Below are 16,469 nucleotides of genomic sequence, written 5' to 3'. Positions count from 1 at the left end.
TCAGCCTCCTCCCACGAAACTAATTTATACGCGTCCCGGAACGGTTAGACCTTCTGCAGCTGCAAAACGGGCAATTCCATCCAGTGCGCGCTGTGCAAGAGCTTCATTTTTTTCTTTTTTGTTACGGATCTTCGTTTCCAGTTTTGGCAGCAAGCCAAAGTTTGCATTCATCGGTTGGAAGTGTTTGAAGTCAGCCGTAGTAATATACTGTGCCATACTGCCTAGCGTTGTCTCTACTGGCAATACTACAAGTTCCTGTCCAAGCGCCGCTTTGGCTGCATTCATCCCCGCAATCAGACCTGAAGCAGCAGATTCAACATACCCTTCAACACCTGTCATTTGTCCTGCAAAGAACAGATTTGGACGTTCCTTGAATTGATACGTCGGACGCAGCAATTTGGGAGAATTAATGAACGTATTGCGGTGCATAACACCATAACGTACAAACTCCGCATTTTCCAGGCCAGGGATTAGCGAGAATACCCGTTTCTGCTCTCCCCATTTCAGATGTGTCTGGAATCCAACCAGGTTATAAAGGGTTCCTGCTGCGTTATCCTGTCTGAGCTGTACTACTGCGTGTGGCAATTCCCCTGTATGCGGGTTAATGAGACCAACAGGTTTCATCGGACCAAACAGAGCCGTTTGTTTTCCTCGCTTCATCATGACTTCAATCGGCATGCAGCCTTCGAAGTAAATTTCCTTTTCAAACTCTTTTAATTGGGCAACCTCTGCCGTAATCAGAGCATCATAGAAAATATCAAACTCTTCTTCTGTCATCGGACAGTTTAGGTAGGCTGCCTCACCTTTATCGTAACGGGAAGCAAGGTACACCTTGTTCATGTCAATGGAGTCTTTTTCAATAATCGGAGCAGCTGCGTCGTAGAAATAGAAGTATTCCTCGCCCATCAGCGCCTTGATTTGTTCGGATAATGCTGGCGAAGTCAGTGGACCGGTAGCTACAACAACGATACCGTCCTCTGGCAAGGAGGTCAGTTCTTCGTTGACAACCTCGATGAGTGGATGCTGATGAAGCGTGGATGTAATCTCTCCCGAGAATCCATCACGGTCAACAGCAAGTGCTCCTCCCGCTGGAACAGCATTTCGATCAGCTGCACCTAGTACCAGGGAGTTCAGCATTCTCATTTCTTCTTTCAACACACCAACTGCATTAGTCAAACCGTTGGCACGCAGCGAATTGCTGCACACCAGTTCAGCAAATTTATCGGTATGATGAGCCGGTGTTTTTACAACCGGTCTCATCTCATATAGTTTCACACGTACACCGCGACTTGCAATTTGCCAAGCGGCTTCAGTTCCTGCCAGCCCGGCTCCAATTACCGTTACTACCTGTTCATTCGTCAAAATCATTTACCCCCATATATGCTAATCCGCTGTTTCTTCTTCCGGTTCCTCTACCGGTTCCTGATGATCACAGGATGTACATTGCAAACGTGTCCCCTGCTTGTTTCGTTTCTCAACCATGAGAGAACCACAACTTGGACAAGGTTTGGCCGACGGTTTATCCCACGATACGAAATCACACTCTGGATACTTGTCGCAGCCATAGAAAATACGTCCTTTTTTACTGCGACGTTCAACCACATGCCCTTCCTTACATTTCGGACAAGTTACGCCAATATCCTTAATAATCGGTTTGGTATTCCGGCAGTCCGGAAATCCGGAGCACGCAAGAAACTTGCCGAACCGACCCAGTTTGTATACAAGCGGCTTGCCGCATTTCTCGCAGATTTCGTCCGAGACCTCATCTTCAATTTCAATCTCTTTCATTTCTTCTTCTGCGAATTCGAGTCTTTTCTCAAATGATTCGTAAAATTCAGCAAGCACTTTGACCCAGTCTTCCGAGCCTTCTTCCACATGGTCAAGATCACCTTCCATATTGGCAGTGAACTCTACATTCAGAATTTCAGGGAAAAACTCCTCCATCTGCTCGATGACCAGTTCTCCAAGCTCAGTCGGCATGAATTTTTTCTCTTCGATTGCCACATATCCACGCTTCTGAATGGTTTCCAGGGTTGGTGCATATGTACTTGGACGCCCTATGCCCAGCTCTTCCAGCGTACGTACAAGTCTTGCTTCCGTATACCGGGGCGGTGGTTGAGTGAAGTGCTGTTTCGGTTCAATCTCCTGCTTCTCTAACCGATCTCCTTTTTTTAGTGGAGGCAGCAAACGATCTTCTTCCGTGGTACCATCATCGTTCCCTTCCACATACACCTTCATGAAGCCTTGGAAGCGAACCTTGGAGCCAGCTGCACGGAAAATGGTATCTCCAGCTGCGATGTCCACAGAGAGTGTATCGAGGACGGCAGAGGACATTTGGCTAGCCACGAAGCGCTCCCATACCAGTTTATACAGTCTGAACTGATCACGGCTCATAAATGATTTGATGGAATCGGGATCACGCAAAATGGATGTTGGACGAATAGCTTCGTGAGCATCCTGCGCATTGGCAGCCTTCTTGGAATAGTTTCTTGGCGTCTCGGGTGCAAAAGCTTCACCGTACTTGCCAACAATATATTCTTTGGCTTCTTCCTGAGCTGATGCCGCAATCCGAGTGGAGTCTGTACGCATATACGTAATGAGACCCACTGTGCCTTCTTTTCCGAGGTCTACGCCCTCATAGAGCTGTTGTGCAACCGACATCGTTTTGGAAGCCCTGAAATTCAATTTCCGTGCAGCCTCCTGCTGCAAAGAACTTGTCGTAAACGGAGCGGATGGATTCCGGCTGCGTTCTTTCTCTTTCACTTCTTTGACGGTAAAATCCGCATTCTCAATTTGTTTCAGGATTGCTTGTACTTCGGCTTCGCTTCCGAGTTCGGTTTTTGCACCGTTCAATTGATGGAACTTCGCTTCAAACGGGTTGCCGTCAGCAGTCAGCTTCGCCGTAATGCTCCAGTATTCTTCTGGAATAAAGTCATCGATTTCATTTTCGCGATCCAAAATGATTTTGACTGCCACCGACTGTACACGTCCAGCGGACAATCCTTTTTTGACTTTCTTCCATAATAAAGGACTGATTTTATATCCGACAAGCCGATCCAGAATTCGTCTGGCCTGCTGTGCATTAACCAAGTCCATGTTAATTTTGCGCGGTGTTTTGAACGCATCCTTGACTGCCTGCTTCGTAATTTCGTTGAAGACAACTCGGCAATCCTCGGTGTCATCCAGTTCAAGTGCATGAGCCAAGTGCCATGCAATAGCCTCGCCTTCGCGATCCGGGTCAGCTGCGAGGTACACTTTTTTCACTTTCTTTCGTGCATCCTTCAGTTCTTTCAAAATCGAACCTTTGCCGCGGATCGTAATATATTTCGGATTAAAATCATTCTCCACCTCAACGCCGATCTGACTTTTCGGCAAATCGCGCACATGTCCCATCGAAGCCTTCACGATGAACTTGCTGCCTAAATATTTGCCGATTGTCTTCGCCTTTGAGGGCGACTCCACGATTACGAGTGAATCCGCCATAGGTTCATCCTCCTCTCAGTCATGAAACTGCTTGTTCCTTTTCATCCTTGTCAGCAATTAAATAACTTCCGTTAATAATCTATTTTCACATGCCGCGTAGTCACAGCATTGTCATACCCTTGCATATTTGGTTCCAGGTAATTGGCTAATCTGTTTTTTTATGATTAAAGATAACAGAACTGAATGCAAATGTCCAAAATCCCAACCGAGCTGCTCTACAAGTTGATCCAAAGATCTTTCGTCCTGCTCCAGCAGGGAGATGATCCTTCTCTCATCAGATGAGAGACTCACCTTAGGAAACATATCCGGGTGATTACCTGCTCCCTTTTCTGGGGAACGTCCTCTATTGTAAGGAAGTTGTTCGGGATTTGGCAAGTCCATTCGGTACTCTTCAAGCAGATCATCCGCGCAGGTGACCAATTTGGCCCCCTGACGGATCAGATTATGTGACCCTCGACTCTTGGGTGATGTAATGGGGCCCGGAACAGCAAATACATCTCTTCCTGCCTCCAGCGCTGCATCTGCAGTAATAAGAGAGCCGCTTAGTATATCCGCTTCTACAACCAGCGTTCCAAGTGTCAAACCGGCAATTATTCGATTACGCTCCGGAAATAGTCCTTGATGAGCACGGGTGCCTGGTGGATATTCCGACAGCAATAGACCTGTTTCAGCAATTTGCTCAGCTAGTTTTTTGTTCTCAGGTGGGTAGATCTTATCAATTCCTGTGCCAAAAACGGCAACGGTTTTACCTTTTGCGCGAAGAGCGGCCTCATGACAAGTGCTATCAATACCACGGGCAAGACCACTTACTATGGTCAACCCTGCATGACAAAATTCTGTCGTCAGTTTCTCGCCTACTTTGCGACCATATACTGTTGGCATTCGAGTTCCTACCATGGCAATTGCCTTTGTATGTAACAAATTCATGTCCCCACGGCCGTACATAACCCAAGGTGCCTGAACGGTTTCCTTCATTAATATGGGGTAATCTTCATCCAGATAGGTAATAACCTGAATTCCTTGTTTATAAACCGCTTCACGCCTATGCTCAATCCAGTCTGCATCGAAAGTATTCACAAGCCTGGTGGCCTGATCTTTACGCAGCCCGGCTTGAACCCAATCTCCTTCGTCATAATGAAGCAAATCCGGAAGGTTGTGCCCCCCTGTCATTAATTTCGAGATCGTTTTCTTCCCAACACCATCCATTTCATGCAAACCAAACAGAATCAAGCTTTTCTCCATACTGTAAGCCTCCCGAGCGGGAAGAACACTTCCCTCATATTGTGTAGGTTGTGACGACAGAATGCAAGCGTTTACTTTATAGAGAGCAATTCAGTTCTCTCATTTGGCAAGTAATTCAACGCAAAAAAGCAACCTTTCACCCCGTTTAAGGGCAAAAGGTTGCTTACCTTTTCCGTATCACAATAGTCGGTTACGAGAGTTATAACTCTCCGCACCGTTTCTACTATTATAATGGAAAAGAATTAATGTGTCGTGCACAAATTTAAAATACCGCGCTCTTCCAGTACACTTACCAGCGTGGAGCCCATCTCGGCAGGCGTAGGCGCAACTTTGATACCACAGGACTCAAGCTTCGCGATTTTTTCCTTGGCTGTACCTTTACCTCCAGAGATAATGGCACCAGCATGACCCATGCGTTTGCCTGGAGGCGCAGTAACACCACCGATAAATCCAACAACCGGTTTGGTCATATTGTCGCGAACCCACTCTGCAGCGTCTTCCTCTGCTGTACCACCGATCTCCCCGATCATGATGACAGCATGAGTCTGAGGATCTTCATTGAAACGTTTGAGGATATCAATGAATTCGGAACCTTTAACCGGGTCTCCCCCGATTCCTACCGCTGAAGACTGTCCAATGCCACGTGTAGTCAGTTGATGAACAGCTTCATACGTGAGCGTTCCGCTACGGGAAACGACGCCAACATGTCCAGCCATGTGGATATAGCCTGGCATGATCCCGATTTTACATTCACCCGGTGTAATAACACCAGGACAGTTCGGTCCGATCAATACCGTCTTTTTGCCTTCCATGAAACGGTCTACCTTCACCATATCAAGGACAGGGATGCCTTCTGTAATACAGATTACAAGATCAAGCTCTGCGTCAACAGCTTCCATGATGGAATCCGCTGCGAATGCAGGTGGCACATAGATAACACTCGCTGTTGCACCTGTAGCTTCCTTCGCTTCTTGTACCGTATTAAATACCGGAAGACTAACAACTTTGCCATCTTCCAGCGTGATATCAACATTAGTCCCGCCTTTGCCTGGTGTTACACCGCCTACCATTTGGGTTCCGTAATCCAATGCGCCCTTCGTGTGGAACATTCCCGTTGAACCCGTAATGCCTTGCGTAATGACTTTTGTATTTTTATCGATCAAAATACTCACGTTGCTTCACATCCTTACGGTTATTTTTCAAGTTCCGGACAGCTCCGGCACTAAGAAAGCAATTTATATCATTCGATTCCATCGCTGGCGGGAACATGAATTAGACGACTGAAGCATTCCGATATAATTCATGAAGATTGCGACCGCTCTTTGGATTGATATAAATGGCCCAGGAATGAACTTATTTTACGAGGGCAACGATTTTTTGTGCACCGTCAGCCATGGAATCAGCAGGTACAATATTCAGGCCGGATTCACCCAAAATTTGTTTGCCAAGTTCCACGTTCGTTCCTTCAAGACGAACAACCAGCGGTTTAGTGAGGCCAAGCTGCTTCGCTGCTTCAACCACACCATTTGCAATGACATCACAGCGCATGATTCCGCCGAAAATGTTAACGAAGATGCCCGCCACTTTGGCGTCAGACAGAATGATTTTAAAAGCTTCTGTTACTTTCTCCGTTGTTGCACCGCCCCCAACATCAAGGAAGTTGGCCGGGTCTCCACCGTAGTATTTGATGATATCCATCGTAGCCATCGCAAGTCCCGCACCGTTAACCATACAGCCGATGTTGCCATCAAGTGCTATGTAGCTGAGGTCGTATTTGGAAGCCTCGATTTCTTTTTCGTCTTCTTCATCCAAGTCGCGAAGTTCCAAAATATCCTTGTGACGGAACAATGCGTTGGAATCAAAATTCAGTTTCGCATCCAGTGCGATAACGTTTCCATCTCCAGTAACAACAAGAGGGTTGATCTCGGCAATGGAGCAATCTTTTTCCACAAATGCAGTGTACAATGCAAGCATAAATTTGACCGCTTTGTTCACCAATTCATTCGGAATATTAATGCTGTAGGCCAATTTACGTGCTTGGAACACTTGTAATCCAATAGCAGGGTCAATAATTTCTTTGAAAATTTTCTCAGGAGTAGCTTCAGCCACTTCTTCGATCTCCGTACCGCCTTCTTCGGATGCCATCATCACGACACGGCCCGTTGCACGGTCAACTACAACACCCACGTAGTACTCTTTGCGGATATCGCAGCCTTCTTCGATCAAAAGACGTTTGACTTCCTTGCCTTCCGGTCCGGTCTGGTGTGTCACCAGTACTTTCCCCAAAATTTCGGAAGCATACGCTCTAACTTCATCTGCGCTCTTCGCTACCTTTACGCCGCCGGCTTTTCCCCGGCCACCTGCGTGAATTTGCGCTTTGACTACAGTCACCGGACTGCCCAGTGCCTCTGCGGCCGCAACCGCTTCATCGACTGTATAAGCAACCTTCCCATTAGGAACGGCAACTCCATACTGTTTCAGTACTTCTTTTCCTTGATATTCATGGATATTCATTCTCGAATCCTCCTATCAACATGACTGCAACAAGGCGGGTTGGTTGACTACCAAAAGACAAATGTTGACTATTTTCACTTAAACCCAATTCATTGTAACACGTTTTTAAAACGCTTTCCTTAAAAAAGTAATGGTTAATAGACAGCTTTTTGATATGGATATCATCCCATATTGTGAATGCTTGGATATTAATGGAAAAACCTCAGACTAATATGTCTAAGGTTTCTCCTTTTCGTTATATCAAAATTATTTCCAGGTTATTTTCTAGCTTCTTTCATATTCGTTTCATGTACCTTCTGAAGAAGCCCTTTAAACTGACCAAGCAGCGATTCAAATTCTGTACTGCTCAGGCAAGCATCCCCCTGAATAGAATCCGGAATGGACAGAGCCTTATTGCGAAGCTCCTTACCTGAATCAGTCAACGTAATAAGCACTTTACGCTCATCCTGTGCTGAACGTTCACGATGAATGAGTCCGGCAGATTGCAGGCGTTTTAATAGCGGTGTCAACGTTCCCGAATCCAAGTAGAGCGCCTCTCCGATTTCTTTAACCGTGCATTCCTCTCGCTCCCACAATACCATCATGACCAAATACTGCGAGTAGGTGACACCCAGCACCTCGAGATATGGCTGGTACATCTTCGTGATTTCACGTGAACAAGCATATATGGCAAAGCATAATTGGTTATCCAGCTTCAAAGCATCCGTTTGCATAATATTAATCCCACCTGCCTATTGTACATTTAATTTCTTATAGAAAGCTCTGTGTTAAGCCTGTATTTTGCACGCTTATATGCACAACCTAAAGACTCTCTCTATATATATTATCACAAATTAGAAAAAAAACAGAATAATTGAGCACAAGGGATTTTACTTTTCCATCTTATTGTTATAAATTAAATTGTATAAAATATAATTGCGAACACAAAGGAGCGAATTGACATGATGACTATTCAACAAAAAATGTATGAAACTACGGTAAAAGCAGTTGGCGGACGTAACGGTTATGTAGAATCCTCCAGTCCAGAACTTCATTTAGATGTTCGCACACCGAAAGAAATGGGCGGTGCAGGTGGAGAAGGTACCAACCCAGAGCAATTGTTTGCAGCAGGTTATGCAGCTTGTTTTGATAGTGCACTAAATATGGTTGCTCGCATGCAAAAAATCAAGTTGGAAGGTACTGAAGTCACAGCTACCGTTCATTTCGGAAAAGTGGAAGACGGAGGCTTTGGCATCGCGGCAACACTTGACGTTCTTGCAAAAGGCGTAGATAAGGCTACAGCTGAGAAGCTGGTAGAAGCAGCTCATCAAGCCTGCCCTTACTCCCGTGCAACACGCGGCAATATTGATGTTGAACTAAACGTACTTTAATTCAATTCGTAAAACAGTTTCATTTCCTCTACCTTGAGGCGGTTAGTATTATTAACGTTATACCCTATTCAGACAATGATTTTCTGATGATATCCATGAGAGTGGATTAATAAAATTCAGAATTCAGGGTTAGAATTGCAGCGATGATGAAGACAGGTTGACGCCCTGATTTCTTTTATATACAATGCTTATTAGAAGCTGAGGAAGCACCTTAATTCGCACACTGGCCCGCATTATGCGCAGCCAAGGACGAAGTGAGGTGTTTCTTTTTATTATGTACGGAAAATTATATAGCGCATGTTTATATGGAATTGACGGGGTATTAATCGAAGTGGAAACGGATTTATCCAATGGATTGCCCCAAACTTCCATTATCGGCTTGCCAGATTCGGCCATTCGTGAAGCAGTAGAGCGTGTTCGTGCTGCTGTAAAAAATTGCGGTTATCAATATCCATTACAACGGATTACGATTAATCTAGCCCCTGCTGACCTGCGTAAGGAAGGCTCTTCATTTGATCTTGCCATTGCTGTAGCTTTGCTAATGACTAGTGGGCAGCTCGTGCTGCCATCCCAGGAAAGAACACTTTTACTCGGCGAACTCGCTTTGGATGGCTCAGTTCGATCCGTACCAGGTGTACTTGCCATGGTGGATCTGGCTAAGCGTCAAGGCTTCACTTCCGTTCTCCTCCCCGTTGATAATCTGGCAGAAGCTTCGTTAATTAGCGGTATTAACGTATATGGAATTGGTCATCTAAGAGACATTGCGCCAGATAAGCCTGATTCCCAGACAAAAGATGGGGTCTTGTCCAAAGCGGGAACGGTTGTTTTGAATAACTTCGCTCACCTTATGAAACCAGCTGCATCTGAACAGGGTCTCTCCAACCCCAATGCCAATACTCTTATTCCGGCTTCGTTAAGCGATGACTACAGTGACGTCCTAGGCCAACATCATGTGAAGCGTGCACTGATGATTGCCGCAGCAGGGATGCATAATATATTGCTAGTGGGTCCACCAGGGACTGGCAAAACGATGCTGATCAAACGTCTGCCCACTATTCTCCCTCCGTTATCCGAGGAAGAATCACTGGAAGTTACCAAAGTGCTGAGTGCTGCTGGGAAACTGAAAGAAACGTCCAACGGTTTGGTCACGGAACGCCCCTTCCGGTCCCCACATCATACGATATCCACCTCCGGCCTCATCGGTGGTAGCGGTATTCCGAAGCCGGGCGAAGTCAGCCTTGCACACCGCGGTATTCTGTTCCTTGATGAGCTTCCTGAGTTTCATCGTCAAGTGCTTGAAGTTTTACGGCAGCCGCTGGAGGATCATACGGTCACCATAAGCCGGGCAAGAGCTGCTTTTACGTTTCCTGCGCAGTTTATGCTTGCATGCTCCATGAATCCCTGCCCATGCGGATATTTGTCCGCTCAATCCGAGGATCAGCGCTGTATCTGCAGCCCTTCCCGCGTTGCAGCTTATCGGGCCAAAATCTCGGGCCCTTTGCTGGATCGGATAGATTTGCAGGTCGAGGTTCCTCCACCTGGCGAATGGCGGAAGGCAGCACCTTCCCCCACTTCTGCCGAGATGCAAGCCAAAGTTGTCCACGCTCATCATATCCAGGCTAAGCGTTATGCGAGCAGCTCTGTGCGTTGGAATAGTCAGTTATCCGGAAGACTGCTCCGCCGAACTGCACGTCTTCCCTCAGAAGCAGACCATCTGCTCCAGCACACACTGCAGGCTCTTAACTTAAGCATGCGTGCTCACGATCGCATTATCAAGATGGCACAGACGATTGCCGATCTGGATCATGACGGCGAAATTTTAACGGCTCATGTAGCTGAGGCGATTCAGTATCGGCAGTTGGATCTGAATTTGTTTTAGACCCTTAGCAGCTCCAGCTCATAACATATAAAATCTCTTCAATGACGCCACTAAAAAAACCGTTCAAGTTATCTCCCTCATTTCACTGAAAGGAGACCTTGAACGGTTTATTGGTTAAGACACGGACAGGGCATTCTATTTACTTAATCAAAAAGGGTAAGTTTGTCTTTGGCCGGTGTACGTTCTTTCGCAGAAGGGATGACCTCCGGATAACCCATGTAGACCATACCGACAATTTTCTCGCCAGCCTCAATCCCCAGTGGTTTGCGGAATTTCGGTGCATACAGGAAAGGCTTGGTTACCCAAAAGGTTCCAATATCTTCACTCCATGCAGCCAGCATAAAGTTCTGCACCAGTGCACTTACTGCAGCAAAATCCTCATCCCATATATTTTGTCTTGGATCCTCTTCCAGAACCACAAGCATGATCGATGGTACCTGCATAACATTGGCTGAAAATTTGTTATCTTCGCCCATCTCTGCTTCAATCGCTTCTGCAAGCTTCTTCCGCCCATCTCCGGTAAATAACAAAAATCTCCAAGGCTCACGCAATTTATGGTTTGGTGCCCACACAGCCGTATCCAACAGCTCGATAATCTGTTCTGTAGGCACAGCTTCTTTCTTAAACTTTTTAACGGTACGCCGGTTTTGAATGGCACTTCTTACTTCATTGACTGTACCAATATGTGTAGATTTAGTCACTGAACTTACCTCCCTATGGAAAATTCTCCATCACAGCCAATTCCCATTGCGCTGCTAACGGACTTTTATAATAAATAAAATGCAATACGATTGGTTACATTCTTGATTATACAACGAACCGTTCTTCAGATTCAAAGAACGCCCATAGAATGAGCTTTGGCTATGTTTCACACAAAAAAGGTGTTTCTAAAATCTGAATTCCATGAGAATCCATTCATTTTAGACAACACCATGTTTAACTAATTCAGTTTATTAATTCAGAACGCATTTTCTATGTGCTCAATAGTTACAATCTGACCTGCCGCATCCAGCATCACAGCAACCACATCAAAACGAATTTGTAATTCTCTCCCTCTTGATTGTTGAAGGTATACGGCTGCCGTGGACCGAACCTGCTGCATCTTACGAATATCTACCGATTCCTGCGGTGTACCATACTTCCCTGCTCCACTACGGCTTCGTACCTCGACAAAGACAAGCAGATTACCATGTGAAGCGATAATATCAATCTCACCACGGCGGCAACGCCAGTTTTGTTCCATAATCAGATAACCTTGCTCACGCAGCCACCTGCAGGCCGCTTCTTCACCCAACTTGCCTTTTTGCTGACGCGTAAGTTTCGGAGTAGAGTTATGTCCAGGTTCAGGCGAATGGCTCACCATGTATCCTCTCCCTCACGTCCGGAAGCGAGGCGGTCTGCTCGGTAAATATAGGTTAACACCTCAGCCACCAGTTGATAGAGCTCTGCCGGAATTTGTTCGTCCAAGTCAAGCTTGGACAAAACTTCCACCAGTGCTGCATCCTCCTGAACAGGAACTCCGTTTTCCTTAGCTTTATCAAGGATTGCTTCCGCGACTTTGCCGCGGCCTTTAGCCACGACGACCGGCGCTTCACTTTCGCCGGGTACATATTTTAAGGCAACAGCCTTTTTGGAAAGAAGATCTGGCTGCGGCTCATCTTTCATACTCGCATATCCACCCCTTTGTAGCGATCAGGGCTGTAGTCGGACGCATTTATTTTTCGCTCAGCACCCGGTTCCTGGCCAACTGGCCAGGGCTCTGTCTTAAAGGTTAGTAATTGATAGCCCAGCTTGTCCAGCGCCTCTTGAATCACTTCCCGCCCGCTATCCAGAAGCGGACCCATGCCCTCCCGATCGTTGAGAACCCGAAGACTGACAATATTGTTGATGACATGCACATCTACCAGTGTTGGTCCGAGACTTTTCATGTCCAGATCAAACCACAATCTGCAATTGGATGCATCCAGTTCACCGCGCTGACCACGCCGGGATTGGATCTGTACCGAAGCCGTTTCTTCTCCATTGGGTCCGGTAATCGGGATGAACCAGTGCATCTGGGCAAAGGTAGAGCCCCGGTCCGTTGTCAGCAGCAACTGCTGACCCGTCAGATATTGCACAGCCTGCCCGGCGGCTTCCTTCAGGGCCGCCGGCGCACTGTCGCTGCTGGCAAGCTGCAGCAGCAAGCCCTTCAGCGAGTCCGCGGTGCCCGGACTCGCCGCTTCACCCACGCGCGGCTGCGCAGCCGCGCCGTGCACCGCCTGCTGCTCGTGCTCTGCACCGAGCAGCTTCAGTACGCGCCCCACCCACGGGTCCCCCTCGTGGGTGACAGGCGCGTGCTGTGCGGTAGCGCCCGCAGGTGCTGCCGCATTTCCCCCAGCCGGCTGCGCATCAGCGCCGGCTGGTACAGGCTGCGGCACGCCTCCGGCAGCCGCAGCCGCCTGGCCGCCCGCAGGTGCAGGGGCGGCCTGTGCTGCCGCACCAGGCTGTGCCGGTGCGGCAGTGGACGCGCTGCGCAGCGCGTCCAGCAGGGCCAGCAGCTTCGGCGCCAGCTGCGCCGCTGTTGGTGCTGCTGCGCCTGTCTGCGCTGCTGCAGGCGAAGCGCTCGCAGCTGCGGGCGTCTCCGCGCGGCCATCTGGTCGCCCAGCCGCGCTTCCTTCCTGCTGGCCGGCAATCCCTCGTCCAGCTGCTACATCCGCTGCTGCCCCAGGTATACCCGGGCGGCCCGCTTCCGTGGAACGCTGGCTCTCTCCAGCGATTCCCGTCCCCGCCTGAATGCCTTGCCTAGCTTTTCCAGCCATTTCCGCTTGTCCGTCTCCAGATTTTATCCCAGCCTCAGGATGCCCTGTGCCTGTGGTGGATTGCACACCACCTCGCACGTCTGTCGCTTCGCCGCTGTTTGACATCGGAGCAGCTCCTGTTCCTGCTCCTGCAGGCGTTGTTGCAGCACCGTACGGCAATGGTGCCGTTTGGCCAGAGGTTCCCGCCTGACGCCCTCCAGCCGGAGACATTCCTGCATCGTCCGTTTGCTGCCCTCCGGCTGCTGTTATAGGCAAACCACCCGACGCAGGCAGCTTTGGTGTGGCTGCCTGTTCACCCATGACCACGGTTTTGCCCGCATTCTGAGTAAGAAATGTTTCGAGCTGCTCCGTTAACCCATTTAGCAGCTGATGAAGGGGTGGACCAAATACCGTTTGATGCAATCCTTTTACCGTTTCCGCCGTAATCGGCAGACCACGCTGAAAAGCAATCCCCGTTGCCTGCACCCACTCTTCCATAGGTACCTGAGCTGGTTTGACAGTCATCATACTTTGAACCATAGCCACATTATCCTTCGTAAGCGGCACACCACTGCGCTGCATAGCAAGCAGTAGTTCCCGATTTCCCTTGGTATCCGGTAAACCTACCTCTTGAAGCAGATTATTCAAGGATGCTTGCGGCAATTCAGACAAATTGCCGGCCAGCGGCTTCATAACGGTCACGCCATTCTCTCCCGGCGGCTGCACTTGAAGTAGTGTGGTTTCCCCTGGGCGAAGTGGTGTCTCGAGCTTGGCACGTACCTGTACGCCCTGAATTTGCAGAACAGCCTCTCCACCATCCTCTGAGACACTTACGACAGATCCACGTACAACTTGACCCTCCTTAAGCTCCAGCGGCTTGGCATTCCCCGGCTTGCTGTCTCCCAGGAGACCACGAATCATCGAGCTAATATTCACAGTTCTCTCCCTCCTTCCTGTACGTCTTGGTTAAAATAAAGTATGCTGCTCGCCGAGCAGATTGCCGAGAAAGCTCCGCCTGTGCATCGGCGTGGCTCCAAGAGCCATGATCTGTTCGCGATGAAACTTTGTTGCATATCCCTTATGTATCGACAGACCATACTCCGGATATAACGTCTCCCATTCCTCCTTGCAGAGCCGATCGCGGGTTACCTTCGCAATGATGGATGCTGCTGCGATGGACTGGCTGTTGGCATCGCCTTTGATAATGGAGATCTGAGGTACATTTACGTCCACTTTTTCGGCATCAACCAATAGATAGTCAGGTACACCATCCAGGGCCTCCACGGCACGCTTCATTGCAAGTCTGGTGGCCTGTTTAATATTGAGACGATCAATCGTTTCTGCATCCGCAAAACCAACTCCTACGGACAAAGCCTTTTCCATAATAACGTCATACAGAGCTTCACGCTTCTTCTCTGTTAGTTTTTTGGAATCATTAACCCCTTCCAGTATCAGATCACGAGGTAATATGACAGCAGCGGCCACCACATCTCCGAATAGACATCCCCTGCCCACCTCATCAATGCCTGCAATTCGCTCAAAACCACTCTCCCAATACTCCCTCTCATGAATCAGCAGATCACGAGGTTCAATCTCTGCTTTTTTCTTCTTGGATTTAGAAGGTTCCATTGGTATCAGTTCATTCATTTCATTATGTTCAGTCATTGCTTTCATCTCCTCTACCCACGCAAGCTTTAACATGTTTCTCTCTATAAGTCATCCATGTCTCGTGTCCCTAAGCACGGCTCGGGAAGTCCCAATTTTTTGACACCCTAATATGTTCAGTCCAAGTAAATTACTTACTCTCTTGATCACACCCTGAACGTGGTACTTTGTTATAGACGCAGATTCTAGCTCTTTGTTTTCAAATTAGCAAAAATTACTTCGTCTTCATTAGCACCGTGATATGCATATATAATAATAAGAGTTTGTTTCTTCATTTATCGGTATCTGAAGATTTAAATTGAAGATATCCTGTGGTCAACCAGGCCAATTGCCTGAACTCTCATCATAGCACGATTTTTACACCTCAGATATATACACAAGACTATCTCATCCTTTCCTATTTGTGGTCATCTTTCATTCCTGTTTTATATTCGCTGCTCTATCATAAGTTCGTTATTTTTTGTATAAATGAAAAAAGCGACCGCTCCCGGTAATCCGGTAACGGCCGCTTCTTTCGGCTCTATATTGCATATGCAAATTCCTTTTAATATGGAGCTTCCATAGAGAAGCGTCCCATCTTGCCTGCACGCAATTCACGCAGAAAAGCACGCGATGCTTTTTCCAGGTCCACACGCCCACCGCTAACAATACAGCCCCGTTTACGACCAACCTGTTCCATGATGGCTATAACGCTATCCGAATCATCTGCATCCTTGGAGAACTCCTGAAGCTCATAGCGTTCCTCCAGAGCATCCCAGTAGTAGCGCATCAGGTAGCTGATTGCAAAGAAGGCGATATCCTCGGCATTAAGGATCTCTTCCTTAATGGCTCCTGTGACCGCAAGCCGATAACCTACGTTCTGGTCCTCGAATTTGGGCCACAAAATACCAGGCGTATCGAGCAGCTCCATCTCTTTACCTACTTTAATCCATTGCTGACCCTTCGTTACACCAGGGCGATCTCCCGTCGCTGCAATATTTCGTCCAGCAAGCCGGTTAATCAATGTGGATTTCCCTACGTTGGGAATACCTACAATGAGCGCACGAACGGCACGCGGGTTAATACCCTTCGCCAGCTGACGGTCAATTTTCTCTTTGAGCAGCAACCGGGCCTGTGCCGGAATGTCTTTTACGTTGGTCCCTGTGGATGCATCCACAGGGAACGCAGTAATTCCTTCATTTTTGAAATAGGCAATCCATTCCTGTGTCACCTTGGCATCCGCAAGATCAGACTTGTTTAACAAAATCATGCGAGGTTTACCCTGTAAAATTTCATCAATCATCGGATTTCGGCTGGAGACAGGCAGACGGGCATCCAGCAGTTCGATGACCACGTCAATCAGCTTTAACTTATCCTGAATCTGGCGTCTGGCCCGGGTCATGTGACCTGGAAACCATTGTATCGTCACCTTGTCTTCACCTCATTATTTAATGATATATAAGCTAAAGCTACAATTCACTTGATTCCTTCATTGGCAAAACACGTTTCCGGTCACGGGTATCCCCATTCTTATTTTGCCCTCTCTGGTATGGAGTAAAC

14 protein-coding genes are annotated in these 16,469 nt (G+C 47.8%); 2 read left to right on the top strand and 12 right to left on the bottom strand.

Features of this window, described 5'->3' with window-relative positions:
• Positions 1–24 precede the first annotated feature (24 nt).
• From trmFO to F4V51_RS10970, 6 genes are all read right to left on the bottom strand, one after another.
• Positions 25–1,368 carry an FADH(2)-oxidizing methylenetetrahydrofolate--tRNA-(uracil(54)-C(5))-methyltransferase TrmFO gene (gene trmFO, locus F4V51_RS10995; protein ID WP_371859911.1) on the bottom strand — a complete coding sequence of 448 codons (1,344 nt, stop codon included), beginning with the start codon at positions 1,366–1,368 and terminating at the stop codon, positions 25–27.
• 15 nt (positions 1,369–1,383) lie between these two features.
• Entirely contained in the window at positions 1,384–3,483 is a 2,100-nt protein-coding gene (topA, locus tag F4V51_RS10990) for a type I DNA topoisomerase (RefSeq protein WP_153977990.1), read from the bottom strand.
• Between the two features lie 111 nt (positions 3,484–3,594).
• Positions 3,595–4,725 carry a DNA-processing protein DprA gene (gene dprA / locus F4V51_RS10985; protein WP_153977989.1) on the bottom strand — a complete coding sequence of 377 codons (1,131 nt, stop codon included), beginning with the start codon at positions 4,723–4,725 and terminating at the stop codon, positions 3,595–3,597.
• A gap of 242 nt (positions 4,726–4,967) precedes the next feature.
• Positions 4,968–5,897 carry a succinate--CoA ligase subunit alpha gene (gene sucD, locus F4V51_RS10980; protein WP_095287842.1) on the bottom strand — a complete coding sequence of 310 codons (930 nt, stop codon included), beginning with the start codon at positions 5,895–5,897 and terminating at the stop codon, positions 4,968–4,970.
• 181 nt (positions 5,898–6,078) lie between these two features.
• Positions 6,079–7,239, bottom strand: coding sequence for an ADP-forming succinate--CoA ligase subunit beta (sucC, locus tag F4V51_RS10975; RefSeq protein ID WP_153977988.1), 1,161 nt, complete (start codon positions 7,237–7,239; stop codon positions 6,079–6,081).
• Between the two features lie 257 nt (positions 7,240–7,496).
• Complete coding sequence (locus F4V51_RS10970; RefSeq protein WP_095287844.1) at positions 7,497–7,952, bottom strand: MarR family winged helix-turn-helix transcriptional regulator; 456 nt, start codon at positions 7,950–7,952, stop codon at positions 7,497–7,499.
• Between the two features lie 228 nt (positions 7,953–8,180).
• Here F4V51_RS10970 and F4V51_RS10965 point away from each other — a divergent pair, with 228 nt between their 5' ends.
• Positions 8,181–8,609: an organic hydroperoxide resistance protein gene (locus tag F4V51_RS10965; RefSeq protein ID WP_153977987.1), complete on the top strand. Its 429-nt coding sequence runs from the start codon at positions 8,181–8,183 to the stop codon at positions 8,607–8,609.
• A gap of 274 nt (positions 8,610–8,883) precedes the next feature.
• Positions 8,884–10,488, top strand: coding sequence for a YifB family Mg chelatase-like AAA ATPase (locus F4V51_RS10960; RefSeq protein ID WP_153977986.1), 1,605 nt, complete (start codon positions 8,884–8,886; stop codon positions 10,486–10,488).
• Positions 10,489–10,631: 143 nt separating this feature from the next.
• On the opposite strand, the gene F4V51_RS10955 is transcribed toward F4V51_RS10960, so the two are convergent.
• From F4V51_RS10955 to ylqF, 6 genes are all read right to left on the bottom strand, one after another.
• On the bottom strand, positions 10,632–11,189 hold the full coding sequence (locus F4V51_RS10955) for a nitroreductase family protein (RefSeq protein WP_236146737.1): 558 nt from the start codon (positions 11,187–11,189) through the stop codon (positions 10,632–10,634).
• Positions 11,190–11,446: 257 nt separating this feature from the next.
• A complete protein-coding gene (locus F4V51_RS10950) occupies positions 11,447–11,851 on the bottom strand; it encodes a YraN family protein (protein WP_153977985.1) in 405 nt (134 codons plus the stop codon).
• Positions 11,845–12,153, bottom strand: a complete 309-nt coding sequence (locus tag F4V51_RS10945; protein ID WP_110822623.1) for an EscU/YscU/HrcU family type III secretion system export apparatus switch protein — start codon at positions 12,151–12,153, stop codon at positions 11,845–11,847. The genes F4V51_RS10950 and F4V51_RS10945 overlap by 7 nt, the downstream gene beginning before the upstream one ends.
• Entirely contained in the window at positions 12,150–14,201 is a 2,052-nt protein-coding gene (locus F4V51_RS10940) for a DNA ligase (RefSeq protein ID WP_153977984.1), read from the bottom strand. Before F4V51_RS10940 ends, F4V51_RS10945 begins: the two co-directional genes overlap by 4 nt.
• A 30-nt stretch (positions 14,202–14,231) precedes the next feature.
• A complete protein-coding gene (locus F4V51_RS10935) occupies positions 14,232–14,930 on the bottom strand; it encodes a ribonuclease HII (RefSeq protein WP_153977983.1) in 699 nt (232 codons plus the stop codon).
• A gap of 544 nt (positions 14,931–15,474) precedes the next feature.
• Positions 15,475–16,338 (bottom strand): ribosome biogenesis GTPase YlqF, encoded by an 864-nt coding sequence (gene ylqF / locus F4V51_RS10930; protein ID WP_153977982.1) that lies wholly within the window; start codon positions 16,336–16,338, stop codon positions 15,475–15,477.
• Positions 16,339–16,469: the final 131 nt, after the last annotated feature.

It is taken from the genome of Paenibacillus xylanilyticus (assembly GCF_009664365.1).
GTDB lineage: Bacteria > Bacillota > Bacilli > Paenibacillales > Paenibacillaceae > Paenibacillus > Paenibacillus xylanilyticus_A.
This window is presented reverse-complemented; position numbering and strand designations above follow the sequence as displayed.

Coding starts and splice junctions, on each gene's coding strand:
- trmFO (WP_371859911.1), bottom strand. CDS start 1,368: ATGATTTTGACGAATGAACAGGTAGTAACGGTAATTGGAGCCGGGCTG.
- topA (WP_153977990.1), bottom strand. CDS start 3,483: ATGGCGGATTCACTCGTAATCGTGGAGTCGCCCTCAAAGGCGAAGACA.
- dprA (WP_153977989.1), bottom strand. CDS start 4,725: ATGGAGAAAAGCTTGATTCTGTTTGGTTTGCATGAAATGGATGGTGTT.
- sucC (WP_153977988.1), bottom strand. CDS start 7,239: ATGAATATCCATGAATATCAAGGAAAAGAAGTACTGAAACAGTATGGA.
- F4V51_RS10970 (WP_095287844.1), bottom strand. CDS start 7,952: ATGCAAACGGATGCTTTGAAGCTGGATAACCAATTATGCTTTGCCATA.
- F4V51_RS10965 (WP_153977987.1), top strand. CDS start 8,181: ATGATGACTATTCAACAAAAAATGTATGAAACTACGGTAAAAGCAGTT.
- F4V51_RS10960 (WP_153977986.1), top strand. CDS start 8,884: ATGTACGGAAAATTATATAGCGCATGTTTATATGGAATTGACGGGGTA.
- F4V51_RS10950 (WP_153977985.1), bottom strand. CDS start 11,851: ATGGTGAGCCATTCGCCTGAACCTGGACATAACTCTACTCCGAAACTT.
- F4V51_RS10945 (WP_110822623.1), bottom strand. CDS start 12,153: ATGAAAGATGAGCCGCAGCCAGATCTTCTTTCCAAAAAGGCTGTTGCC.
- F4V51_RS10935 (WP_153977983.1), bottom strand. CDS start 14,930: ATGACTGAACATAATGAAATGAATGAACTGATACCAATGGAACCTTCT.